The organism is Peribacillus sp. FW305-BF15 (genome assembly GCF_058783805.1).
Genome location: NZ_JBYSYV010000022.1, coordinates 33,648 through 59,337, shown reverse-complemented (window position 1 = coordinate 59,337; position 25,690 = coordinate 33,648). Strand labels below are relative to the sequence as shown.

The 25,690-nt window shown below is 42.7% G+C and carries 20 protein-coding genes, 1 pseudogene and 1 riboswitch; of the genes and pseudogenes, 14 read left to right on the top strand and 7 right to left on the bottom strand.

Going from position 1 to position 25,690, the window contains the following annotated elements:
- Positions 1 to 264 precede the first annotated feature (264 nt).
- From AC3WLU_RS20615 to AC3WLU_RS20605, 3 genes are all read left to right on the top strand, one after another.
- Positions 265 to 1,590 (top strand): aminotransferase family protein, encoded by a 1,326-nt coding sequence (locus AC3WLU_RS20615; RefSeq protein ID WP_048685056.1) that lies wholly within the window; start codon positions 265 to 267, stop codon positions 1,588 to 1,590.
- A gap of 18 nt (positions 1,591 to 1,608) precedes the next feature.
- Positions 1,609 to 3,042, top strand: coding sequence for an aldehyde dehydrogenase family protein (locus tag AC3WLU_RS20610; RefSeq protein ID WP_492597826.1), 1,434 nt, complete (start codon positions 1,609 to 1,611; stop codon positions 3,040 to 3,042).
- Between the two features lie 217 nt (positions 3,043 to 3,259).
- On the top strand, positions 3,260 to 4,780 hold the full coding sequence (locus tag AC3WLU_RS20605) for an aldehyde dehydrogenase family protein (RefSeq protein WP_492597820.1): 1,521 nt from the start codon (positions 3,260 to 3,262) through the stop codon (positions 4,778 to 4,780).
- 335 nt (positions 4,781 to 5,115) lie between these two features.
- Here AC3WLU_RS20605 and AC3WLU_RS20600 read toward each other — a convergent pair whose 3' ends face one another.
- Positions 5,116 to 7,161, bottom strand: coding sequence for a molybdopterin oxidoreductase family protein (locus AC3WLU_RS20600; RefSeq protein ID WP_057278607.1), 2,046 nt, complete (start codon positions 7,159 to 7,161; stop codon positions 5,116 to 5,118).
- 157 nt (positions 7,162 to 7,318) lie between these two features.
- On the opposite strand from AC3WLU_RS20600, the gene putP reads away from it, so the two are divergent.
- From putP to megL, 4 genes are all read left to right on the top strand, one after another.
- Positions 7,319 to 8,788 carry a sodium/proline symporter PutP gene (putP, locus tag AC3WLU_RS20595; RefSeq protein WP_034305814.1) on the top strand — a complete coding sequence of 490 codons (1,470 nt, stop codon included), beginning with the start codon at positions 7,319 to 7,321 and terminating at the stop codon, positions 8,786 to 8,788.
- Between the two features lie 375 nt (positions 8,789 to 9,163).
- Positions 9,164 to 10,231 (top strand): ATP-binding protein, encoded by a 1,068-nt coding sequence (locus AC3WLU_RS20590; protein ID WP_176548646.1) that lies wholly within the window; start codon positions 9,164 to 9,166, stop codon positions 10,229 to 10,231.
- A 47-nt stretch (positions 10,232 to 10,278) separates the two neighbouring features.
- The gene (locus tag AC3WLU_RS20585; protein WP_492597819.1) at positions 10,279 to 11,415 is read left to right on the top strand and encodes a DEAD/DEAH box helicase; all 1,137 of its coding nucleotides are present in this window, start codon (positions 10,279 to 10,281) and stop codon (positions 11,413 to 11,415) included.
- A 226-nt stretch (positions 11,416 to 11,641) separates the two neighbouring features.
- Entirely contained in the window at positions 11,642 to 12,817 is a 1,176-nt protein-coding gene (gene megL, locus AC3WLU_RS20580) for a methionine gamma-lyase (RefSeq protein ID WP_492597818.1), read from the top strand.
- Here the strand turns inward: megL and AC3WLU_RS20575 are convergent.
- Positions 12,814 to 13,551, bottom strand: coding sequence for a TspO/MBR family protein (locus AC3WLU_RS20575; RefSeq protein ID WP_268564038.1), 738 nt, complete (start codon positions 13,549 to 13,551; stop codon positions 12,814 to 12,816). The genes megL and AC3WLU_RS20575 overlap by 4 nt on opposite strands.
- 202 nt (positions 13,552 to 13,753) lie before the next feature.
- A riboswitch (FMN riboswitch) is annotated at positions 13,754 to 13,885 on the top strand.
- Between the two features lie 146 nt (positions 13,886 to 14,031).
- Between AC3WLU_RS20575 and ribE the strand changes: the two genes are divergently transcribed.
- The 4 genes and pseudogenes from ribE to AC3WLU_RS20555 all read left to right on the top strand — a co-directional run bounded on the left by ribE (position 14,032) and on the right by AC3WLU_RS20555 (position 17,447).
- Complete coding sequence (gene ribE / locus AC3WLU_RS20570; protein WP_034305702.1) at positions 14,032 to 14,670, top strand: riboflavin synthase; 639 nt, start codon at positions 14,032 to 14,034, stop codon at positions 14,668 to 14,670.
- 18 nt (positions 14,671 to 14,688) lie between these two features.
- A pseudogene (ribB, locus tag AC3WLU_RS20565) lies at positions 14,689 to 15,327 on the top strand (3,4-dihydroxy-2-butanone-4-phosphate synthase); the annotation flags it as partial.
- Between the two features lie 77 nt (positions 15,328 to 15,404).
- A complete protein-coding gene (gene ribH, locus AC3WLU_RS20560) occupies positions 15,405 to 15,875 on the top strand; it encodes a 6,7-dimethyl-8-ribityllumazine synthase (protein ID WP_034305700.1) in 471 nt (156 codons plus the stop codon).
- A 405-nt stretch (positions 15,876 to 16,280) separates the two neighbouring features.
- The gene (locus AC3WLU_RS20555) at positions 16,281 to 17,447 is read left to right on the top strand and encodes a DHH family phosphoesterase (protein ID WP_134784046.1); all 1,167 of its coding nucleotides are present in this window, start codon (positions 16,281 to 16,283) and stop codon (positions 17,445 to 17,447) included.
- Positions 17,448 to 17,498: 51 nt separating this feature from the next.
- Here the strand turns inward: AC3WLU_RS20555 and AC3WLU_RS20550 are convergent, their stop codons facing one another.
- From AC3WLU_RS20550 to mreBH, 5 genes are all read right to left on the bottom strand, one after another.
- Positions 17,499 to 18,365 (bottom strand): YihY/virulence factor BrkB family protein, encoded by an 867-nt coding sequence (locus tag AC3WLU_RS20550; RefSeq protein ID WP_057278615.1) that lies wholly within the window; start codon positions 18,363 to 18,365, stop codon positions 17,499 to 17,501.
- 367 nt (positions 18,366 to 18,732) lie between these two features.
- Positions 18,733 to 19,959, bottom strand: a complete 1,227-nt coding sequence (locus AC3WLU_RS20545) for a cation:proton antiporter (protein ID WP_063577434.1) — start codon at positions 19,957 to 19,959, stop codon at positions 18,733 to 18,735.
- Positions 19,960 to 19,965: 6 nt separating this feature from the next.
- Positions 19,966 to 20,463: a cation:proton antiporter regulatory subunit gene (locus AC3WLU_RS20540; RefSeq protein ID WP_034305691.1), complete on the bottom strand. Its 498-nt coding sequence runs from the start codon at positions 20,461 to 20,463 to the stop codon at positions 19,966 to 19,968.
- A 52-nt stretch (positions 20,464 to 20,515) separates the two neighbouring features.
- Positions 20,516 to 21,079 carry a tyrosine-type recombinase/integrase gene (locus AC3WLU_RS20535; RefSeq protein WP_063577433.1) on the bottom strand — a complete coding sequence of 188 codons (564 nt, stop codon included), beginning with the start codon at positions 21,077 to 21,079 and terminating at the stop codon, positions 20,516 to 20,518.
- Positions 21,080 to 21,345: 266 nt separating this feature from the next.
- Positions 21,346 to 22,353: a rod-share determining protein MreBH gene (gene mreBH, locus AC3WLU_RS20530; protein ID WP_057278618.1), complete on the bottom strand. Its 1,008-nt coding sequence runs from the start codon at positions 22,351 to 22,353 to the stop codon at positions 21,346 to 21,348.
- Positions 22,354 to 22,630: 277 nt separating this feature from the next.
- On the opposite strand from mreBH, the gene AC3WLU_RS20525 reads away from it, so the two are divergent.
- The 3 genes from AC3WLU_RS20525 to motB all read left to right on the top strand — a co-directional run bounded on the left by AC3WLU_RS20525 (position 22,631) and on the right by motB (position 25,675).
- Positions 22,631 to 23,728 carry an AbrB family transcriptional regulator gene (locus AC3WLU_RS20525; protein WP_492597817.1) on the top strand — a complete coding sequence of 366 codons (1,098 nt, stop codon included), beginning with the start codon at positions 22,631 to 22,633 and terminating at the stop codon, positions 23,726 to 23,728.
- A 407-nt stretch (positions 23,729 to 24,135) separates the two neighbouring features.
- Positions 24,136 to 24,927, top strand: coding sequence for a flagellar motor stator protein MotA (motA, locus tag AC3WLU_RS20520; protein ID WP_145506771.1), 792 nt, complete (start codon positions 24,136 to 24,138; stop codon positions 24,925 to 24,927).
- Positions 24,920 to 25,675: a flagellar motor protein MotB gene (gene motB / locus AC3WLU_RS20515; protein WP_106027544.1), complete on the top strand. Its 756-nt coding sequence runs from the start codon at positions 24,920 to 24,922 to the stop codon at positions 25,673 to 25,675. The genes motA and motB overlap by 8 nt, the downstream gene beginning before the upstream one ends.
- Positions 25,676 to 25,690: the final 15 nt, after the last annotated feature.

Here is a 25,690-nt window from a genome sequence, read left to right as displayed (position 1 = left end):
TCAATTAGAAATAAAGAGGGGGATTCGAAAAAATGTTTGTCATTCAGTAGTTAATCAAATGAATGGGAGTTGATTGATTCGAATGTGAATCAAATGATTTATATGTGAATCAACACATGCTCCTATTGATTTATATATGAATCATTTTAACTTGAATACCTTTAATATCAGGCCCATATAATTTGGCATGCATCTTGCTACATCTATAAATATAAAAATAAACTAGCTTGAAAAAATCCATTACATGAGAAGGGTGTTTTTTACATGATTAAAGAGACTACGAGTATTCAGGAATTAATCGATTTGGATAAAAAGCATTTTATTCATCCGACCACGGCAATCGAACAGCAGCAGGCAGATGGTCCAAGTTTCATCTTTAAGGAAGGGAAGGGAATATATCTTACGGATGTCACGGGCAGGACTGTCATTGATGGCATGGCTTCACTTTGGAATGTGAATATTGGACATGGACAAGAAGAGATGGCTGAAGTCGCGAAGGAACAAATGGCCAAATTAGCTTTCACCTCAAGTTTCGCCACTTTCAGCAATGAGCCGGCAATCCGTTTGGCGGCCAAAATCGCATCCATCGCGCCTGGGGATTTGAATGCAGTTTTCTTCACTTCAGGTGGATCGGAGTCGAATGATACGGCGATCAAACTTGCTCGTCATTACTGGCTTTTGAAAGGGCAGCCTAATCGTCAAAAAATCATTTCCCGCTCGAAATCCTATCATGGAGTGGCAATGGGAGCTACAAGTGCGACTGGCCTGAAGCCGTTCCGGGATTTCACGAATTCAATCGCACCTGATTTTTATCATGTGGACGGTTCCTCCATTGAGGAGTTGCGTAAGGTCATAGAACAGGAAGGACCGGAAACGATTGCGGCATTTATCGCTGAACCGATTCAAGGGGCCGGTGGCGTGAACCTTCCTCCTGAAGGCTATTTTAAGGAAGTAAGGGAAATTTGTGATGAATACGGCATTTTGATGGTGACGGATGAAGTCATTACAGGTTTCGGAAGAACAGGGACTTATTTTGGGATTGAACACTTTGGTGTTGTGCCTGATATGATGTGCTTTGCAAAAGGTGTGACGAGCGGATATGCACAGTTAGGCGGGGTCGTCCTGAATGATAAGATGCATCAGGATTTCATTGCCCTTTCAAAAGGTACGCTTTTACACGGCTACACATACAGTGGCCATCCGATGGCATGTGCGGTTGCTTTGAAAAATATTGAAATAATTGAACGTGAAAACCTTATAGAAAACTCGAAACAGCGTGGTGAAGAGTTGCTTGCCGGCTTTAAGAAGCTCCAAAGCAAACATCCGATTGTTGGTGATGTGAGGGCACTTGGACTAATTGGGGGCATCTCCATCGTAAAGGACAAACAAACAGGTGAAGGCTTTGAGACACAGCTTGCTCCAAGACTTGTTGCTGAAGCTGCGAAGAATGGTTTGATTTGCCGTTCAGTTACGTTTGATCAAGATACACTCGTATTCGCACCGCCTTTAATCATTACTAAAGCAGAAGTCGAAAGAATGATTGAAATCCTTGATGAGACATTTACTGCAGTCGAAAAAGAAATTTTATAAGAGGTGAAAGTGATGGTCATGACGGAAACGCTGAAAAAGAAATTATACATTAATGGTAAATGGCAAGAAGCTGAAAAGTTCACGACACTAAAGTCCCCTTATAGCGGGGAGGTCCTAGCGGAGATTCCCTCGGCAAGCCTTGAAGATGTCGAGTTGGCCATAGAATCAGCCTATCAAGCTAGAAAAACGATGGCAGCTTTACCTAGTCATAAACGCGCTTCCATACTTGAAAAGCTTGCGAGCCTTTTGGAAAGCCGCAAAGATGAGGCAGCTGAAATTATTGCAAAAGAGGCAGCGAAACCGATTAAAACGGCAATGGTTGAAGTATCCCGGACGATTGCCACATATAAATTTGCAGCAGAGGAAGCAAAAAGGATTCATGGAGAAACATTGACGATGGATGCCACAGCTGACGGAGAAGGAAGGATAGGATACACGGTCCGTGAGCCTCTAGGCGTTGTGGGTGCGATTACGCCATTTAATTTTCCGATGAACCTGGTTGCCCATAAAGTGGGCCCGGCCATTGCTGCCGGAAATACACTCGTCCTGAAACCTGCGAGCCAAACACCGCTATCTTCACTATTTCTTGCTGAATTATTGGCCGAAACGGATTTGCCGGCAGGTGCGTTTAATTTAGTTACTGGAAGCGGTTCGGTAATCGGTGATAAATTAGTCACCGATTCACGGGTGAAGAGCATCTCATTTACAGGAAGTCCGGCTGTAGGAATCGGGATCCGTAATAAGGCCGGGTTAAAGAAAGTGAGTCTTGAACTAGGTTCGAATGCGGCTGTCATCGTGGATAAAGGGATCGATATTGATAAAATCATCCAACGATGTGTATCGGCAGCATTCGCTTTTCAAGGGCAGGTCTGCATTTCCTTACAGCGCGCTTATGTTCATGAAGAGGTGTATGATGAGTTCGTCAAAAAATTCACGGAAGCAACGAATGGCTTGAAACTGGGAGATTCTTTGGACCCGTCTGTGGATATTTCAGCATTGATCAGCGCCGGGGATGTACAGAGAAGCCTGGATTGGATCAGTGAAGCTAAACAACACGGGGCGATAGTTGCAGCAGGAGGTAAATCTGAAGGTAATATCCTGCATCCCACTGTGTTGCTGGAAGTGGATGCCATGCTTAAGGTATCTTGCCAGGAGGTCTTCTCTCCAATAGTTTTGATCAATAAGGTTTCTTCCGTGGAGGAAGCGATTGACTTTGTCAATGATTCCGAATTCGGATTGCAGGCCGGGATTTACACAGAAAATATCAATCTAGCTCTTTCTGCCGCAGAAAAATTGGAAGTCGGCGGTGTCATTATTAATGATATCCCAACTTACCGTGTTGACAACATGCCATATGGCGGAGTCAAAAAAAGCGGGACTGGGCGCGAAGGATTGAAATATGCCATTGAAGAAATGACGGAAATGAAATTGGTCATTATTAATCGGAATTAATCAGAAGAGAGGTGAGCAGCTGCTCATCTCTTTTTTTCTGTGAACTTGGAAGAAGTTTTGCCTATGAGTTATGCAAAAATGAATAGGTAATTCACGACTGAATTTAAATATGACAGGAAAGGGCAAAAAAACGTGAGTTACCTAAAATTTCAAACTGGCATGAATCTTGCTCATATTTATATATAGGTAGATAACTTAAAACAGAGGAGGAAATTACATGCAGGAAACTTTGCAAAATAATACGAAAAAAGAAGGAACGGGAGCATTGGACTTAAAGATGTTCATCAATGGGGAATGGGTGAATTCGACTTCGGGTGAGAAGAGGGATGTATTGAATCCGGCCACGGGGGAAGTTATTGCCAAAGCAGCGGAAGGAACACAGGAAGATGTGGATGCAGCGGTCGAGGCAGCAAAATATGCTTTCTATGAAGGTGGTTGGTGGGGAACTCCTGCCGTCGAAAGAGCTCGCATTTTATTCAAAATAGCCGACAAAATAGAAGAAAAAGCTGAAGAACTAGCTGTGTTGGAAACATTGGATAATGGGAAACCATTGCGTGAGGCTCGTTTTGATATAGCTGATTCGGCAGCATGTTTTAGATATTATGCAGGATTGGCCACAAAACCGACAGGTCAGACTTTTGAAGTTCCTGACGGCCAGCAAGCGATGGTCGTAAGGGAACCGATCGGTGTATGCGGGCAGATCGTTCCTTGGAATTTCCCACTAATGATGTCAGCCTGGAAACTTGCTCCGGCGCTTGCTGCAGGAAATTCCGTTGTGTTCAAACCATCTGAGGTCACTCCGGTGACGGCGGTCAAACTATTTGAAATCATGGATGAGGTAGGATTGCCAAAAGGTGTTGCGAATCTTGTGTTAGGAGCGGGGCCAGTTGTCGGACAAGCCATTGCAGAGCATGAGGAAATCGATAAAGTAGCCTTTACAGGAGGCACGGCAACAGGACGTAAGATTATGGAGGCTTCGCTGGGTAACCTAAAGAAAGTCACATTGGAGCTCGGCGGTAAATCGCCTAATATCGTATTTGCGGATTCTGACTTTGAGACTGCAGTTGATTATGCTCTATACGGGATTTTCTGTAATCAAGGACAAGTGTGCTCAGCAGGCTCCCGTTTACTATTGGAAGAGTCCATTTACGATCAGTTCATTGCAAGTCTTACTGCGAAGGCGAAAAAAATCAAAGTAGGTTCAGGTTCTGATGAAAACAGCCAGATGGGACCTATCGTTTCAGAAGCCCATATGAATAAAATATTATCGTATATCCAAATCGGAAAAGAAGAAGGTGCCAAATTAATCGTCGGTGGAAATCGAATTAAAGAAGAAGGCATGGATAAAGGTTACTTTGTCGAACCTACTATTTTTGTTGATACGACACCGGATATGCGGATTGTACAGGAAGAAATTTTTGGACCGGTGCTTGTCGTTCAAAAGTTCAAGGATGAAGCGGAAGCTCTTCGACTTGCCAATGATACGAAATATGGTTTAGCGGGAGCGGTGTTCACGAACGATATCTCAAAAGCGTACCGTGTCATTAAAAAAGTGCGTGCCGGTATCACGTGGATAAACTCATATCATCCGACTTATAACGAAGCTCCTTGGGGAGGGTTCAAGCAAAGTGGAAATGGACGCGAACTGGGAACTTTCGGTTACGAAGCTTACACTGAAGTGAAGCAAATCAATAATAACTTGGATATCCAGCCAACAGGCTGGTTTGATGAAGAGTAAATAGCTTGACGAAAAAAGGCTGTTCCTTGGGGAACAGCCTTTTTTCTATGGAATCGGAGATATAATCCGAGAATCGCAGATAAAAAGCCGAAATCGGAGATATAATTCTAGAACCGCAGTTATATAATCCGGAATCGGAGATAAAATCCTGGAATCGCAGATAAAAAGCCGAAATCGGAGATATAATCCGAGAATCGGAGATATATCATCCGAAAATCACAGATATAATTCTAGAACCGCAGTTATATAATCCGGAATCGGAGATAAAAATCCGAAAATCGCAGATATAATTCGAGAATCGCAGATATAGTTATAGATTGCTAAACATTTCTTTACTATTGTTGGACTTTTTCAAGATCAACCCGTCCTGAAAAGAAAACCGCGCCATTACCCATATCCGCGAGGCGATCTGGGGTAAGGGAATTGATGTGTTGCTTTGTTTCGGGCGTATTCTGCCACAAGCCTTGGCTGACAAGAACGCCTGGTAACACATTTTCACCGGGAGCAGCGGTAAGCAAGCATTCACCGCGACCGTTCCAGATTCTAACCATATCTCCGGCGGCTATCCCCATTGTTTTGGCATCAGCGGCATTCATGTGCAGTTTCGGTTCCTTTTCCATGGAGATATGTTTGGCATTATTAGAAAAGGTTGAATTCAAGAAATTGTGATTAGGTGCTGGAATGAATAAAAATGGCAGGTCGCTGTCTTTTATGATAGGCGTATATGTGGGCAATGGCTCGAATCCATCCCGCTTCATCCGTTCGGAATAAAGTTCGATTTTACCGCTTGGTGTCGGGAGTTTGCCTGGGAACATCGGCTGCATTTTGGCTTTGACAAATTGATTCCTTGAAAGGGAGTCATAGGTGATGCCTTCCAAATGCGGGTTGTCGGGAAAATCCAGAGCCTGCCGTATCATATCTTCCTCTGAATCTCCAAATGCTTGTTCCCCAAATCCCATTCCAGCAGCCAACAGTTTGAACAATTCAACATTCGATTTCGATTCGCCATATTTTTCGACTACAGGTTTTTGTATTTGGACGTAATTATGCCAATATGAATTATAAAAATCCTCCGTTTCATAAGATGACGTGGCAGGAAGGACGAGGTCGGCAAACATGGCCGTTTCGGTTAAGAATAGATCATGTACCACTGTGAATAGATCTTCCCGCATTAGACCTTCCTGCACCTTATTTGCATTCGGAGCGACAAGTGCTGGGTTGGAGCCGTATACAAACATAGAGCGAATCGGGTTTTCTTTTTCCATAAGAGCTTGGCCGATTTGGTTCATATTAATGGTCCGGGTAGCTTTATTTCGCAATAAATCAGGACGTCTTAAGGCATTTATATTAAAGGCCAGATATCCTGAATTCCCTTTGATGGCTCCGCCGCCTTCCTCCATCCATTGGCCGGTAAGGGCAGGCAGGCAGGCAATGGTACGTACCGCCATGCCTCCATTGTCATGGTGCTGCAGGCCATTGCCTATCCGAACGAATGATGGGCTTGTGGTGCCATACATCCTGGCAAGTTCATATAAGTCATCAATGGGAACGCCAGTTATCGCGGAGACGGTCGCAGGGTCATATTGGCGGACATGTTCGCGCAATTCAGCAGCACCCACTGTGTATTCATCGAGAAAGGGCTGGTCGACTAGATTCTCGGCATAAAGAATATGCATTAATCCGAGGGCAAGTGCACTATCGGTGCCAGGCAGAATCGGAATGAACCAATCTGCCCACTTGCCAGTTTGGTTTTTATGAACGTCAATGACAACTACTTTGGCCCCGTTTTTTCGGGCTTGCTGGGCAAGCGTCACTTGGTGCATATTTGTGCTCACAGCGTTGATGCCCCACATGATGAATAGCTTCGTATGGATCGTTTCTTCTGGATCGATGCCGAATGAACCACCCATTGTATAGCTGTATCCGACTGAGCCTGCCGCATTACAGATGGAACGCTCGAGCATGCTTGCGCCGAGTTTGTGGAAAAAGCGGCGATCCATCCCCTCGGCGCTGAGGTTGCCCATGTTTCCGTAAAAGCTGTAAGGAAGTATGCTTTCCGGTCCATGCATTTCGATCAAGTCTTTCCATTTGGAAGTGATTGTGTCAATGGCCTCTTCCCAGCTGATTGGAACGAAATTCCCTTTTCCTTTCGGACCGATGCGCTTTAATGGCTGTTTTAAGCGATTGGGGTCATATAGGCGGGCAGTCATGTTGCGGACTTTGTTGCAAATATTCCCTTTTGTGACTGGATGATCAGGGTCTCCTTGAACTTTAATGATTTTCCCATCTTTTTTGTGCAGCAGTAAACCGCATTGATCAGGACAGTCAAGAGAACAAACAGAGGGAAAGACTCCATCTGGCTGATTGATATAGGATTGCATGGCGTATTCCTCCTAAATGATTTATTCTAATAAAATGAATTTTCTTACTTATATTGAAAGTGAAATCGTTGAAAGGTGCAAGAACTTCTTAACATATGTTTTTTTTTCTGATAAGCTTACAAGATGAAAATTAACCTATAAATAGGAGGATTCATTTTTGGAATATGGAATTATAATATCAATTGCAATATACATGGCAGGTATGCTTTTAATTGGTTATTTGGCCTATCGGAAAACGGCTAACTTAACCGATTACATGCTTGGCGGCCGGAACTTGGGGCCGGCTGTAACGGCATTGAGTGCAGGGGCTTCCGATATGAGTGGCTGGCTGTTGATGGGTCTTCCTGGTGCGATGTACATAAGCGGGTTGAGTGCTGGCTGGATTGTCATCGGCCTGTGTGCAGGCTCTTATTTAAACTGGTTATTCGTGGCACCAAGGCTTCGGACATATACGGAAATTGCCGGCAATTCGATTACGATTCCCGACTTTTTGGGAAATCGGTTTAAAGATGGCTCCCGCGTCTTAAAAGTGGTATCAGCATCGGTCATTTTAATTTTCTTCACCTTTTATACCTCTTCAGGCATGGTGGCAGGCGGTGAGCTTTTCCGTACGGCTTTCAATTTAGATTACCGGTGGGGTATCTGGCTGACGGCAAGCGTTGTTATTCTTTATACATTATTTGGCGGATTCCTGGCTGTCAGCTGGACGGACTTTGTACAAGGTACAATCATGTTCATTGCCTTAATTCTAGTACCAGTTGTCACGATTGTAAATATTGGGGGCTGGGATCCCACCTTCAATGAAATAAAATCGATTAACCCGAATTTATTGCATGTTTTTGAAGGAACATCAACCATTGGCATCATATCTCTTCTGGCATGGGGGCTTGGTTATTTCGGGCAGCCTCATATAATCGTCCGCTTCATGGCGGTCTCATCTGTTAAAGAATTGAAAAGTGCACGGCGAATCGGCATGGGATGGATGATTTTTGCTATTGTTGGAGCGATGTTCACCGGATTGGTGGGGATAGCATATTTTAACCTGACAAATAGTCCTTTAGGGGATAGGAATGCTGAGTCCGTCTTCATCATATTAGCTAAAGAACTGTTTCCATCTTTAATTACAGGCTTCTTGTTGGCTGCGATTTTAGCAGCGGTCATGAGTACGATTGCATCACAGCTGTTAGTATCGGCAAGTGCTCTGACAGATGATTTCTATAAGCAGTTCATTCGGCCGAACGCATCTGATAAGGAATTAGTGCTGGTAGGTCGGTTTGGCGTATTGGCGATATCTGCCATTGCCCTATTATTGGCTTTTAATCCAAGCGGTACGATCCTTAAATTGGTTGGTTATGCATGGGCTGGTTTTGGAGCGGCATTCGGTCCTGTCATTTTGTTAAGCCTGTACTGGAAACGGATGACGAAATGGGGAGCCTTGGCGGGAATGATTGTCGGTACGGCAACCGTGATCGTCTGGGATATGATCGATAGGTTTGCTGAAATATACGAAATCATTCCTGGTTTCATCGCTGGTTCAATAGCTGTGGTCGTTTTCAGCTTACTATCGGCCAAGCCTACAAAAGATATCGAAGAAGAATTCAATCAAGCCATTAAAGACCTCTCTTGATTTATTGAAAATCCAGTAGTAATGCTGCTGGATTTTTTAACGATATAAAACAATGATTACTATATATATGTTACAATATCGATAGAGTCCTTATGTTGAAAACATGAGGGCTTTTTTTGAGTGATTTGGGAATAATAAACCAAAAAACAATACAAAGGAAAAAATATGAACCAATCTCATAAAATTGCATGTAAAGTGGCTTTTATATATATATTCATTGGGGTCTTATGGATTATCATTACGGATTACATCTCTATGACGCAGGCAAGGTCAGATGTTCAGATATATGCAATGTTTCAACATTCCAAAGGGTGGATGTTCATATTCATAACCGGACTTTTCCTTTACTTCATAATCAGGTATTGGACGGGGAAAATGTTGAGGTCCCAACAGGAATTCATTCTGAAGGATGAACAGTATCGGTCGCTGTTCAAGCATAACCCGGATTGTGTCCTTGAGCTGAATCTCGAAGGAAATGTCGTTTCGATAAACCCGGAAGCAGAAAAACTGTTAGGTCATCATAGTGAAAATTTGAAAGGCAAGAATGCGAATCATCTCATCAACTGGAATGAAAGTGATAAAGTAGCTGAATTCTTTCAACAGTCCCTTCAAGGGGAGGCTGTAAAATTCGAAACGACCATACAGAATAGCAGTGATGAACAACGGATAATCCGTGTAACTTTTTTACCGATCATCGTCCACTCGGAAATGCTTGGAGTATATGCCATCGTAAGGGATATCACCGAATTGCGGCGCGAAGAGGAATTAATGATCATGTCTGAAAAACTATCTGTTATCGGACATCTGGCTGCAGCCGTCGCACATGAGATAAGGAATCCGCTGACATCGTTAAAAGGATTCGTACAGTTAATGGATATGACCCAGGAAGTGAACCCGCTGCATTCTGATATCATGTTGAAGGAAATTGACCGAATCAATATTATCTCAAGTGAACTTTTGGTTCTCGGGAAGAAACAGGATGTCGCATTCTGCAGGATCGATCTTGCCGACAGTTTACAACAGGTATTCACGTTGATGAAAGCAGAAACGAATTTGAATAATATCGAAATGGGGCTAAGGATTAAAACCGCTGAACCGATTTATATAATGGCTGATTCAATTGAACTTAAACAGTTGGTAATCAATATCGTCAAGAATAGCATTGAAGCGATCGAAGATAATGGGGAAATTGATATATCGCTGCAAATCATCGATGGACATGCTGTAGTCAGCGTGAGTGACAATGGCATGGGAATGGGACCCGAGCGCCTTGAACGGATTGGTGAACCTTTTTACTCGACGAAGGAAAAAGGTTCAGGGATCGGGCTTGCAATTTGCCGGAAAATCGTTCATCGCCTTCACGGGGAAATGGATTTTGAAAGTGAGATAAACAAAGGGACGACGGTTACAATTCGTATTCCATTGGCTACTGGACAAGAATAAATGGTACTATGAAAGATAGGAAAAGTTTTATATTAAAGGAGAACGATATGAGCGAATTACCTGCATTAATAAACGATAGAAAAACATATATACAAGAAGCCTGGAAAAAGTCCGGATTCGGACAACTTACCCCGATACAAACGAAAGCGATCCCCGTGATTGTCGAGGGAAAGGATATCATGGCCGAATCACCGACAGGTACAGGAAAAACATTGGCATATTTACTGCCATTGCTGGAAAAGATTGATCCTGAAAAAAAATCGCCCCAAGCTTTGATTCTGGCATCATCACGGGAACTGGTCATGCAGATCAATGAAGAAATTCGCATTTGGTCAGAGGGGAGCGGCATAATGGGTGCAGCATTCATCGGCGGTGCTAATGTGAAAAGGCAGTTGGACAAACTGAAGAAGCGTCCACAGGTGATTGCTGGAACACCGGGGCGGATTTACGAATTGATTGCCCAAAAGAAACTGAAGATGCATGAAGTTAAGACGATAGTACTTGATGAAGGTGACCAATTGATCATTCCAGAACATATGGGAACGATCAATAATATTATCAAAACAACACTAAAAGATCGGCAAATCATGGTATTTTCAGCAACCCTGCCAGAGGAAACGGAAAAAGCGGCCAGGGGATTCATGAATGAACCCGAAATGATCAAGGTCGATAAAAATGAAAAAATGGAATCCAAGGTGGACCATCTTTACTTTGTTGTTGAGAGACGGGAGAAGTCCAAGATTCTCGAGAAAATCACAAGACTTAAAGATGTGAAGGCACTTGCCTTCCTGAATGATATTGCGGAGCTTAGCGTCTTACATGAAAAGCTGAGTTATAAAGGTATTGAAATGGGCGTGCTTCACGGTGAATCCAATAAAGTCGACAGGGAGAAAGCACTGCGTAAGCTTCGTTCCGGAAAATCCCCGATGCTGATAGCAACGGATGTAGCGGCCAGGGGGCTGGATATTAAAGGCCTTACTGCGGTCGTTCACATTGATATGGCTGACAATATCGAACAATATATCCATAGATCCGGGAGAACTGGGCGTGCAGGTGCAGATGGCACGGTCATTTCAATCGTAACGGAAAGAGAAGAGCGAGAGTTGAAAAAAATGGCTCGTGAACTGGGGTTACCATTAACGAGAGTAACCTTCTATGGTGGAAACATCGTAGTCGATGAATGATTCGCAAAAAAAGGGACGGCCATGGCGGCTGTCCCTTTTTTTGGAATTCACGTAAGAATTAAAAATTAAAAGAGGTGCTCAATTTGCAGGATCCAACTGAACAGAATGAAGCTTATTTTTACTAAATGCAGTGTTCATTTATGGGTGATAATCATGAATGAAAACGCTTCCTTAATATGGGTTTTTGACATATGATAGCAATAGACATAGGTTAGGGGGAAACGGTATGACAAGAAAGTATAAACAATTTGAAACGGCAGTCATCCATGAAGGATATGACTCGAAGAAGCATTTGGGAAGCTTGGCAACACCTTTATTCCAAACCTCAACATTCACTTTCGAAAATGCCGAGCAAGGGGAGAGGCGTTTTGCCGGTATCGAAGATGGATATATTTATTCTCGCCTTGGAAATCCAACGGTACAAGTGCTTGAAGAAAAGATTGCCGCACTGGAAGGCGGGGAAGCTGGCCTTGCTTTCGGTTCAGGCATGGCTGCCGTTTCAGCAGTACTTTTTGCGTTAACTAAAACAGATGATCACATCCTCTGCTCACAGGGGGTATATGGTTGTACATTTGGCCTTCTGCAGCTAATGAAAAATAAATACCGGATCACTCATGATTTTTGTGAAATGGATACTGAAGAACAGCTTAGGAAAATGATCCGGCCGGAAACGACCTGCATCTATGTAGAAACCCCGATCAATCCGACGATGAAAATGATTGACTTACAGATGGTGGTGAAAGTTGCGAAGGAATATAATGTGACGGTCGTAGTCGATAATACATTTTCGACGCCCTACCTACAGAGACCGCTTGAGTATGGCTGTGATATCGTCCTTCATAGCGCTACGAAATATCTTTGCGGGCATGGGGATGTCGTTGCGGGACTTGTCGTCGGTAAAAAGGAATTCATGAATCATATAGCTGGGACTACACAGAAAGATATCGGTGGAATCATTTCACCATTCGACGCCTGGCTACTATTGCGGGGGTTAAAGACCTTGCACGTCAGGATGGACCGTCATTCGGCCAATGCAATGGCAATCTTTCATGAACTTAAGAAACATCCAAAGGTGAAAAAGGTATATTATCCAGGTGATGAAGCTTCCCCGGATCATTATATCATGCAAAAACAGATGAAACATGGCGGCGGCCTTATCTCTTTCGAATTGCATGGCACAAAACAGGATGCACAGGAATTCCTCAATAAATTGAATCTAATTAAAATTGCCGTAAGTCTTGGGGATGCCGAAACATTGATCCAGCATCCCGCTACCATGACGCACTCTGCCGTTCCTGAAGATTCACGGGAACAAATGGGCATCAGTGACCAGCTGGTCCGTCTCTCAGTTGGCCTAGAAGCTTGGCAGGATGTATGGCAAGATCTTCAGCAAGCATTTTAGGCTACCATATTCCTTCTACTTTTTATGAAGATGGTTATGGATATGATAAAAGTGATGGCAGAGAGGATATAAGAAATGTCCGTGATTACAGGATAGGCGGAGCTATTTCGTATCCCGATGCCTATGAACGCCCAAACGAATACGAGAAGATAGCACCAATCCCGGTTTTTACCTGCGAAGACAAAGGCCAGGGTTGTTGCTGCAATCAGCAGGACGATCGTCCAGGTTAAACTGGAAACCCCAAAACCGTCCCATTTGATATAGGTTAGGTAATAAGAAATGTCAGCGATCGTTGCAACACTTACCCAGCCTGTATAGACGGAAAATGGAAATAGGTCGAAAGTAGTGTGTTCCACTTTTTTTATGCTTGTATAAATGACCATTAAAGTAGCCAAAAGAGCAATGATGATGAATACGGATAACAAAAAGTGTTCATAGTGCCAAGCTAAAAGCCAAGCGCCATTCAAGACACAGCTTAAAGCGAACCAAGGGAAGGATGCCTTATAAGCAGGGCTGTTTTGATGTTTACTTAAAAACTGCCTGAATACCCAGATGGCGAGCAGGAAATAGATCAAGCCCCATATGGAAAATACATATCCGGCAGGAGTGAAAACGACATGAAGTTTATCGGAAATCTCTCCTGATGTCTGGCCGTTCAATGGCAGGAAATTGGCTAAAAAATTCATCGTGACGACGAACAGATAGAAAATCAGGTTGATGATGGAAATAAGCATTAAGCTTCCTCCTTATATGAAGTTTGATTCTCTAATCCTATTCCACATATTTAGCCTGCCTAACCTTTTTGGAGCACATCGGGGTTAAGGGGGATCATTTTTACATAAAGTTAGGAAGTTCCTGTAACAATTGAACCATTTAAGGTTAGAAATTTTACATCTTCACTTTATGGTGATAAAATATTCAAAGATTCATATTATTTTAGTCCTTCGGGGTCGGGTGAAAATCCCAACCGGCGGTGATGAAGAAATTCTAAGCCCGCGAGCCTGTTAAAAGGCAGGATTTGGTGAGATTCCAAAGCCGACAGTACAGTCTGGATGGGAGAAGGACGTGTGGAACCCAAGTGTATACGTACGCCTAATTTTTCGAAAATGAAAATATTAGGCTTTTTAGGTATACAATTTTTTTCACTCATTTCTCCTGCTAACCCTTTAGGCCATCCTAAGGGGTTTTTTATATTTTATAAAAGGGGGAAAAACATGTTTACGGGAATCATTGAGGATATCGGTACCGTACATTCCTTGAAAAAAGGAAAAAGCAGTATGGAGTTATCGATTCGTTCTGAAAAAATCCTTGAAGATGTGCATCTGGGGGATAGTATTTCAGTCAACGGGGTCTGCTTAACGGTAACGTCCTTCACGAAAAGTTTATTTACGGTCGACGTGATGCCGGAAACGGTCAAAGCTTCCTCGATCCGGACGTTAAAATTGGGATCACCTGTTAATCTCGAACGAGCCATGAGTGCACAGGGAAGATTTGGCGGTCATTTTGTTTCAGGTCATATCGACGGAACCGGAACGATCATAAAAAAAGAACGGAAAGAAAATGCCGTATATTATGTAATCCAACTGGAAGAAGGGCTTAGTGCCTTTTGCATTCCAAAAGGTTCCGTGGCCATTGATGGAACAAGCTTGACGATATTTGGGATCGAAAGGAACCTTTTGACGGTATCATTGATTCCATTGACTCATCAGGACACCATATTGGGACAAAAAGCGGCTGGCGATATCGTTAACATCGAAAACGACATGATTGGGAAATATATAATACATCAAATGAAAAATGGCAATCCAAAACCAGGACTGAATTTAGAGTTTTTGGCAGAGCATGGATTCTAATAAAAGGGCGGTGTAATGATGTTCCATACAATAGAAGAAGCAATAGAAGATTTGAAGGCTGGCAAGGTAGTAATCGTGTCCGATGATGAAGACCGTGAAAATGAAGGGGATTTTGTGGTGTTGGCCGAAAAGGCTACACCGGAAACGATTAATTTCATGGCGACTCATGGACGTGGTTTGATTTGTACGACCATCACTGAACAACTGGCAGCAAAATTGAAACTGCATCCTATGGTAGGCGAAAATACCGATCATCATGGCACTGCTTTTACGGTAAGTGTCGATCATAAAAGCACCTCTACAGGAATCAGTGCTTTTGAACGGTCCTTGACCATCCTTGAGCTTCTTAATGAAGATTCGGTCGCAGAAGATTTCCAAAGGCCTGGTCACACTTTTCCGATAGTCGCTAAAGAAGGCGGCGTATTAAGAAGGGCAGGACATACGGAGGCATCGGTGGACTTGGCGAAGTTATGCGGTGCCGCTCCAGCCGGTGTAATTTGTGAGATCATGAATGAAGATGGATCGATGGCCCGCGTATCCGATTTAGAAGTCATCGCTGATAAATTTAACCTGAAGTTCATTACGATAGCCGATTTGGTTCGGTATCTTCAACATAATGATCCAATCGGGAAACAGGAACTTGAAATGAACATCCCGAAAGCTTGAAAGATTTTTAAGGAATGAAATCTTAACATGAAAAAATTATTGTTTTTAAAAATTAGGAGGAATTAGACATGGGGAAAACTATTGAAGCGCAATTAATCGGATCAGGATTGAAAGTAGGAATCGTGGTAGGAAGATTTAATGAGTTTATCACAAGCAAGCTTTTAGGAGGGGCAATGGATGGCCTTAAGCGTCATGGCGTTGATGAGAATGATGTTGACATCGCGTGGGTCCCGGGTGCTTTTGAACTTCCGTTAATTGCTAAGAAACTTGTGAATACAGGTAAATATGATGCGGTAATCGGTCTTGGAACGGTAATCAGGGGTGCTACTTCACATTATGATTATGTCTGCAATGAAGCAGCTAAAGGCATGGCTTCCGTTTCTTTGGAAACAGGTGTACCGGTTATCTTCGGTTTGCTGACAACTGAGAATATTGAACAAGCCATTGAACGTGCTGGAACAAAATCAGGTAACAAAGGCTATGAAGCGGCCGTTAGTGCAATTGAAATGGCCAACCTTGGAAAATTGATTGAACAGTGATTTCACATAAGGAAGCCGCAGGGAATGACATTCCTGTGGCTTTTTTTTGATGTGCCGGATCGTGGTCTGATTGAGTCAACTTTCTTCAACCATCTGGCAATTCTTTAAAGTTCGTAAAGTTAGCCATTGATCGATTAGCTAATGCTGCTCTTCGACACTCACCGAAACTCCTTCACTGGAAATACCCCGATTTCAAAGTAATGTGTTTTTTCATTATTTATTATTATAAATTATGGGTAATTAGGAACCATTAGGTAATCCATCGAAAAAAAAACGAACAAAAGCGTCACGTAATGGAAGCATGATAAAATATGCAGATATGATTATGCTACAATTGTAAAGATTGCAATTGAAATTCATGTCTTTAGGGAAAAGTAAATTTATTAGTTATTAGGAGGGGTTTGTGTGTACCATCTCTTTACACATAATGATTTGGATGGAGTCGGGTGCGGCATTGTAGCAAAGCTGGCATTCGGAGATGAAGTAGTGGTTAGTTATAATTCAATTGGTCGCCTTAATCAGAATGTAGGTGCATTTCTTGAGCAGGCCAAGATTGAAGATACATTGATCGTAACTGATCTATCGGTTGATGAAGATAATGAAAAAATGATTACTCAGTTTGTGGAAGATGGAGGCAAGGCGCTGCTGATCGATCATCATAAGTCAGCACTGCATTTGAACGAACATGATTGGGCATCTGTAACTGTCGAACAGGAAGATGGTAAACAGACGGCAGCCACATCATTATTCTATCAGTATGCAGTTGAAAATAAATTGCTGGAACCTTCAAGCATTGTCGCTGAATTCGTTGAATTGGTCCGTCAATATGATACTTGGGAATGGGAAGTCAATAAAAATACAACGGCAAAGCGATTGAATGACCTGTTTTTCATGATTCCGATAGAGGAATTCGAAATGAAAATCGCAAATAAGCTGTCCACGGCTGAAAGTTTCACTTTTGACGAAGTGGAGCAAACGCTTCTGAATGTTGAAGAGAGTCGAGTGGATCGGTACATAAACAGGAAAAAAAGAGAAGTTTATCAAGCTACGGTCGGTCCCCATACAGCTGGTGTGGTCCATGCAGAGTCATACCACTCGGAATTGGGAAATGAACTGTCGAAAGAGTTCTCACATCTGGATTATATAGCCATCCTGATGGTAGGAAGCAAAAGAATCAGCTTCCGGACAATCCACGATGATATAGATGTTTCTGAGGTTGCTGGCAAGTACGATGGTGGCGGCCACCAAAAAGCCGCCGGTTGTACGATGTCCGAAAAGGCATATAGCCAATATGTCGAAAAGACCTTCTATGCCGAGCCCCTTAAACGAGATGCACATAAGAATCAATTGAATGTAAAAGGATCCCCAGAGGGTTGCCTATATTCAACAAGAGACAAACAGGATATATTCATCTATGAAGATGAAGAAGAGGAATGGATTGTTGAAATCAACGGAAAACAACAGAAAAAAACATTCGATACATTTGCGGAAGCGGAAAAATACATGAAGCGGAAATACGCTGCATGGCTGGCCCATGATGAAAGATATGAAGAGTTTGTCAATAAGGGGTAATTAGAAAGGCGGCTGTCCTCCGAATGGGACAGCCGCTTTTCAATCTTGATTTTATCTTTTAAGCGGGACAGGATGAACGATCGTGCGTGACTGTTTTTTTGGAATGGAATTTTGGCGATGGAGAATTGCATTGATTTCTCCGCCAATCACAAAAATCAGACCACTCAAATACAGCCATAGCATCAAGATGATGACACCTCCTAAACTGCCGTAAGTGGAAGAGTAGTTGGCAAAGTTACTGACATAGAATGAAAATCCAAGTGATATTCCCAGCCAAAGTACAGTTGCGGTAACTGCGCCAGGGATGACATGTTTAATGGGAAAACTTTTATTCGGTGCAAAGCGATATAAAAAGGCCAGGACAAGTGAGATGACCACAACCGCGATGACCCACCGTAATAAGCTGAATAAGATTTGCGTTTCTTCTGGGATCGGAATGACCTGCTGTAATAATTCGATGATGACCTTTCCAAAGACGGGGAGACCTAACATGACGATGAATGCTACAACCAGGCCTAATGTCAGTATAATGGAAATGAAGCGGGCTTTAATGAAATTCCTTGTTTCTTCCACATCATAGGCGATATTCATGGAATGGATGAACGCGTTCATTCCATTGGATGCGGACCATATCGTTCCAAGGATACCAAAGGTCAGTAAGCCGCCGTTCCGTTCAGATAATATGTTGATGATATTTTTCTCGATGACTTCCATCGTTTCCGCAGGCATGAAGGTTTTTATCGTGTCGAGGGCTGTCTGAATATCGATGTTCAGATAAGGTAATATGGACAGCAGTAATATGAGCAAAGGGAATAGTGCCAGTAAATAGTAATAAGCTTGTTCTGCTGCCAGCCCGGTCACACGATCTTCCTTTATTTCTTTAATAAGTTTCTTTGAAAATTGGATCGACTTATTCATCTGGGCATCACTCCTGAATAGTTACTTAGGTTATCTGCTTCTATTCCCTTTGTTCATGTAAGTTAATCCTCAAAAGAAAAGAAATTGAAACCTCTAATCCGGGCACTTGTAGAAGCTTGTGACAATGACATAGCCCGTAAAACAAATTTGGAGAGAGGCAAGTTTTAAATCCTCAGTAAAGAAATATCCCTCAATCTCGAAGGTTTCTAGAATAACTGTGAATAGGTGCTGTTGAAACTTCAAGTACGGCAACCAGACTACTACTAGGTATGATTTTATGCCCGCTTTCTTACAAGTATTATCATGTTAGTGAGTTATGAAAGGTAAGCAGAAAAAAGGCCAGAAAGCAATTTCCGGCCTTTTTCTTCTATTGGACTTCTTTTTCCTGTTTCTTTTGAACTTTCGGAGGGGTCCATTTGAATACTTTATTTAGGATATTATAGATGTGTTTGGATTCTTTTGTAAGGATCGGCCCAAGAATCGCTAAAGTTAAAACATAAAGTGCCGCAAACGGGGTTAGTATAGGCATTAAACCTCCTGCAATGCCTAAGTTGGCTAAAATGATGGAGAATTCGCCGCGTGAAACGATCGTTAAACCGATGTTTGCGGAAGCTCTGTGAGATAAACCGGATTTGCGTCCGGCAATCATACCAGCTGCAAAGTTACCGATTATGGTGATGATTACGGCACCAAGAACCATCCAGACAGCTCCGCCAAGGGTCGTCGGATCGATACTCAAGCCAAAGCTGAAGAAAAATATGGCCCCGAAGAAGTCTCTGAAGGGAATGACAAGTTTCTCGATCCTGTCGCTATGCTCCGTTTCAGAAAAGACCAGGCCGAGAAGTAATGCACCAATGGCTTCCGCAACATGAATCGTTTCCGAGAAACCGGCGATGAAGAATAGTAATGCGAACACGACGATGATAAAAATCTCATCGGAGGTTATATTGAATAATTTGTTAAGGACCCCAGATGCTTTCCGGGCGATAACGAAAAATATCAGCATATACCCAATCGCGATAAATGTAGAAAGTAATGTTCCCCAAACGGAACCAGAAGAGCTTAATACCAATCCAGATACGACTGATAAATAAACAGCGAGGAAGATATCTTCAAACATGATGATGCCAAGGATTAACTCCGTTTCATTGTTACCGGTCCTTTTAAGGTCCACAAGTACTTTTGCCACGATGGCACTTGAAGAAAAACTGATGATCCCGGTTAATATCAGGACCTCTTTTAATGGAAGACCTAGCAGGAAGCCATACAGCAAGGCCATTCCCACGTTGATTAAAATGTAATAGGTTCCGCCTGTCACGATATTTTTCCCTGACTTCATAAGCTTTTTGACGGAAAATTCAAGCCCAAGGTAAAACAGAAGGAATAAAATACCGACACGACCGAGGAATGCTATGATTTCATCACTTTCAATGAAACGCAGGTCAATTAATCCGAAGTGCGGGGCATGGGGTCCAACGAGCATCCCGATGATAATTAATAACGGAACATTTGATATTTTGAATTTACCTGCAACGAGAGCGGCTAATGCCACTAGAAGTAGGGCAGTTCCCACTTCAAAGACTAAATGATCCATATGAGCTTAGTCACTCCTTTCGTCGGTCAATAATTCTCTTATCAGGTTACGAATATCTTTTCTTTCACCGGATATTACAAGGGTGTCGCCTGTTTCGATGATGGAGTCTGGACCAGGATTATTCAGTTGTTTTTTGCCTTTTTTAGAATGGGCGATGACGGTCACGTTATAATTGCTCCTGATATCAATCGAACCGATCGTTTGATTGATGGCCTTTGAACCGGGTTCGACTTTGAACCATTCGATCACCAAGTCACCCAAGGACATTTCAATTGTTTCAAGTGCTTGTGGTTTATAGACCATGCCGCCTATGATGGAAGCCAGTTGCCGGGATTCCTGATCATTAAGGGTGATGCTCGATATGACGTCCTCATGTTCATTATCAAAATGGTATAATTCCCGACGGCCATCATCGTGAATGACGATTACTAACTTTTCATCATTTCTCGTTATGATTTCGAATTTTTGGCCAATGCCAGGAAGTTCACTTTCTCTAATTTTCACTGGAATTCCTCCTTAAAATGTTGGTTAGAGTTAATAGAAGATAGCAGAATGTTTATAAGTTAACGTCAATATTCGTCTTGAATTTCTTCTCCTTGGATAAACCGATGTATTTTAATGTCTCCGATGGACTGGAATGATGGTAATGCTTCTGTATCAAGGCCAGAGACACGCCTTGTTTATAGGCATGGTAGCCAAAAGTCTTACGCATCGAACTTGCTCCGAATTTGCCTGTAAGCCCTGCACCTTCAACAGCATCATGGATGATTCGGTGCGCCTGTTGACGTGTAATCGGCTTTTTTGTCTTAGGGGAAAGAAATAAAAACTGACCTTCGATAACCTTCGAGCCTTTAAGGTATTCTTGTAGGGCGGTACGGACTTTCAGGTTCAAATAAATTTGGTTGACTTCGTCAGTTTCCGTCCGTTGCTCATAGAACTCCTTGATTTTGCCCGTTTCATCCAGAACGCTGGCGACGGTGATTTCGAGCATTTCATTTATCTTCATACCTGTATTGATGCCGAGTACAAACAATAAATAATCCCGACTGGAGTGAGCGCGTAAGTATGTTTTTATTTTGCTGATTTGATTGATATCCTTAAAGGCTTCTACATATTCCATAGATCTTCTCCTCTTACCAATGTAACATAATTATATTATAACACAAGTTATGTAACATTGCATGCAATTAGTTCTGCACGTGATGCCTACCCAATCAGTAATGCTTGCTTTCGAACGTAAAAAATCCTTTTCCTTATTCTCTGCTCAAACGAGGTAAAATATTTTCGGGAAGTTATTTAATGTGGAGATTGTGTTTGCAACATGGGGGGGGGAATCGGTCTGGAATGATAAAAAAAGAAACCCCAAGTTGGGGTTTCCTAATCTTTTTAGTACACGGCTTTTTGTAATTTGTGAATGACCTCAAGTGAAAGCCCGGTTCCGATGGCAACTGATTCAAGCGGGTTATCCGCAAGTTTGACAGGGACGACGATTTCATTCGTCAGCCATTCCTGTACCCCGTTGAGAAGTGCACCCCCGCCGGATAAGATGACTCCTTGATCGACGATATCGCCGCTCAATTCAGGAGGACAATCTTCCAAAGTGGCCCTTATTGCTTCCAGTATATGAAGAAGCGATTCCTGGATGGCTTCCTGGACGTCAGTGGATGATATTGTAATCGGTTTTGGTAGCCCTGTTACAAGATCGCGGCCCCTGACTTCCATGGTGATCACGGAATGTTCAACGAGTGCGTAGCCGATTTCTTTTTTTATTTCCTCGGCTGTTCTTTCCCCAATCAGCACATTATGTTTTTTCCTGACATATTGGCTGATATCTTCATCCAATTGATCTCCGCCAATTCTGATTGAATTGCAGGAAACGACGCCGCCATAAGAAATGATTGCGACTTCAGTCGTTCCGCCGCCGATATCAACGATGACATTGGCAACGGGCTCTTCGACAGGCAGGCCCGCACCTATTGCTGCCGCTACCGGTTCCTCGATAAGGTGGACCTGTTTCGCTCCGCAGCTTTTGACTGCATCCTGAATGGCCCTTCTCTCAACCGAAGTGGAACCTGATGGTGTACAGACGACTACACTAGGTTTGCGAATCGATAAACCTAGGGCCTTGCTTGCTTTTTTCATGATTTCCTTAAGCATTTGCGCGGTCACATTAAAATCCGCAATGACACCATCCTTAAGCGGACGGATTGCCACGATATTGCCGGGTGTTTTCCCGATCATGTTTTTTGCATCAACACCGACTGCCAATACTTTATTAGTCTCTATATCAATGGCCACCACAGATGGCTCATTAAATACGATTCCTTTATTTTTACTGTAAACTAGCGTATTTGCAGTTCCTAAGTCAATGCCTATTTCTGTATTTGATAACATCTAGTCACCCCTCCATAAGAGTTTGACCCCCTATATATATTATTCTACCTTTTATTGCGAGTTTGTGGGGGTGGGAAATCTAGTAAATGGTGGAAGTGCCATGCTGTTTCTTTTCATGGAGCGAAAACATGATTAAATATAAAAATTGCACTGGAGAAGGTATCACTGCTGCGCTCCTCGCTTCAGTCGAAAACAAGCGTGGATGACAGCTTTGAACCAACTTATTTTATGTTAAGATATAGATAAAAAAAACCGCTTAGATAAAGAAGGTAATTTTGTGAGTGTAAATTTAATCGAGAGTAAGAGTTTTAGAATCATTTTTACAGCTTTTCTAGCATTCCTGGGTGGTTACGCGTTTAATAGCCTTGGCATATACCTGCCATGGATGCTAGGACCATTATTCATCGTGATGATTGCGAAAGTGAAGTTAAGGAAGTACTTATATTGGTCCAAAACCTTTAGAAGTACTGGATTGGTCATTCTAGGTTTACAATTGGGCAGTTCATTCACGAAACAATCGTTAAATGAGATGATTGAATATCTGCCTGTAATGCTTTTTACGACAATCGCAATCATTTCATTTACAGTGTTGACTGGCTGGTTTATCGGAAAACGAATGAACTTATCCTTGGGCACATCCATGCTTGGCAGTTTCCCGGGAGGTCTTTCCCAGATGGTGGTCTTAAGTGAGGAAATGAAGGATAGTGATGAAACGGTTGTAGGTTTCATGCAAACACTGCGGGTCATCCTGGTAATTTCCATTGTCCCTTGGATTGTGACTCATGTAATGTCAGTTGAACCAGGTGCGGTAATGGCCGTAACGGAGCGGCCGTTTTTCTTTTTTGAATATGATGGGAAATTAGCAATCATGATGTTGTTAACCTTGATAGTGTTCATTTTCATCACAAAGAAAGCCAATTTTCCGCTGCCTTTTTTGCTAGGACCTCTCATGGCCGCAGCACTATTCAATTTAGCAGGCCCAGGTGCCCCGCAGATTCCTGACTTTTGGTTGAATCTGTCACAATTGTTGATCGGCGCACATTTAGGCTACACACTGAAGGTAGATAATCCCCGACTTTTCAGAAAGATGTTCGGAGCCGTATTCGTCAGTAATGTCCTATTGATTGGATTTTGCTATTATCTTTCCATTCAGTTTGCCCCGACCCTATCTTTACAGGCAAATGAACTTTTTTTGAGCATGGCCCCAGGCGGCGTCGCCGAAATGGCAGTCACAGCCATGTCTGTGCATGTGGATTTATCCGTTGTCACAAGCTTTCATTTATTCAGGATCTTATTCATTTTATTTTTTCTGTCCCCCATCATAAAATGGCTGGCCGGAAGAAATCATGGAAAACAAGAACAGGGACAAAGCTGACAGGCTTTGTCCTTTTCTTTCGGAAAAACTGAAGAGTGATAAAAAATGTCAGGCGATATACGGAATTCACGAGTAAAAGCACGAAACTCACGAGTAAAAGCACGAAACCCACGAGTAAAAGCACGAAACTCACGAGTAAAAGTGTGAAACTCACGAATAAATGCGTGAAAACAACGAGTAAATGAGTATATTCCAGATGTTATGAGAAAATCATGTACGGAACATGCTTGAGGTTCCATTCTTGAAGGAATATTTGTGCTGTTGATAAGCTCATGCAGGCAATAAGGTGGGAAGATTTTGTGATGATTTAATGAAAATTGAAACTGAATAGTAAAATAATCCTCACTTTTTTTGAACTTCATCCGATATAAGGAGGAGACGAGACTTTAAATGAATGGGTGAGTATTATGGATATAACATCAGTTTTGGGCGTAGTTCTTGGTATTGTGGCCATCTTAGTCGGAATGGTGTTGAAAGGTGTTAGTGTAACGGCGCTGATTAATCCGGCGGCTATTTTGATCATCATTGTAGGGACGATAGCTGCTGTCGTAACGGCTTTCCCTTTGTCGGAATTAAAAAGACTGCCAAAAATATTCAAGATTTTATTCTTTGAACAAAAATTGACAAAGCCGGAAGATTTAATAAAGACCTTTTCGGAATGGGCGGTCATTGCCAGGAAGCAAGGCTTATTGGCCTTGGAAAGCATTTCGGATCAGGTGGATAATGCCTTTTTGAAAAATGGCTTGAACCTTGCAGTCGAAGGTCAGAGTGCCGATTATATTCGTGATATTTTAGCAGAGGAAATAGACGCGATGGAAGAACGTCATTTAAGTGCGGCGGCGATTTTCAGTCAAGCCGGTACATACGCACCGACGCTTGGCGTATTGGGTGCCGTAATCGGGCTGATTGCTGCATTGGGGAATATGGCTGACACAGAGGCATTGGGACATGCCATATCTGCAGCGTTCGTCGCGACCTTGATGGGGATTTACACGGGGTATGTGTTATGGCATCCATTTGCCAATAAGCTCAAACGGAAATCACAGCAGGAAGTCAGGATCAAAGAAATGATGATTGAAGGGATTTTATCGATCATCGAAGGGGAAGCGCCGAGAACGATCGAACAGAAATTAACATCATATTTGCCTGCTGGAGATCGTAAAAAGTGGTTGGAAGGCGATGTGAGAGATAATGGCTAGGCGCAAAAAGAAACAAAGGCATGAAGAGCATATCGATGAATCATGGCTGGTTCCCTATGCCGATATCTTAACATTGCTTCTTGCGCTTTTTATCGTCTTGTTCGCTTCAAGTTCGGTTGATGCAGTAAGGTTCCAGCAGTTGTCCAATGTATTTAACCAGGTTTTTACAAGCGGAACGGGTTTTATGGATTTTCCAAGTGATTCCCCCAGCAATGAGCCGACGTCGCCCGAACAAAGAACAGGTGCAGAAGATCTTGAGAAGCTAGGGAAAAACGAGCAGGAAGAACTTACGGAAGTTCAGGAGCGCGTAAATGCCTATATCGAAAAAAATGATTTAACGGATAAATTGGGAACGAACCTTACGGATGAAGGTATGTTGATTTCAATTAGGGAAAACGTGCTGTTCGAATCGGGTGTGGCCGAGGTGAGGAGTGAAAACCGTAAAATGGCTAAAGAAATCTCGGGGTTACTGGTCATGGACTTACCCAGAAACATCATCGTAAGCGGACATACCGATAATATTCCTATTAAAAACTCCAAGTATGAATCCAACTGGGACCTGAGTGTGATGCGATCCGTGAATTTTATGAAACTTCTCCTCGAAAATAAGGATTTGGATCCCGAAATGTTCAGTGCTAAAGGACATGGGGAATTCAAGCCGGTTGCTTCCAATGAAACGAAAAAAGGAAGGGCGAAAAACCGGAGAGTTGAAATCCTAATTGTTCCACGGACAGCGATAAATGAGTGAAAACCTGTCAGGAAT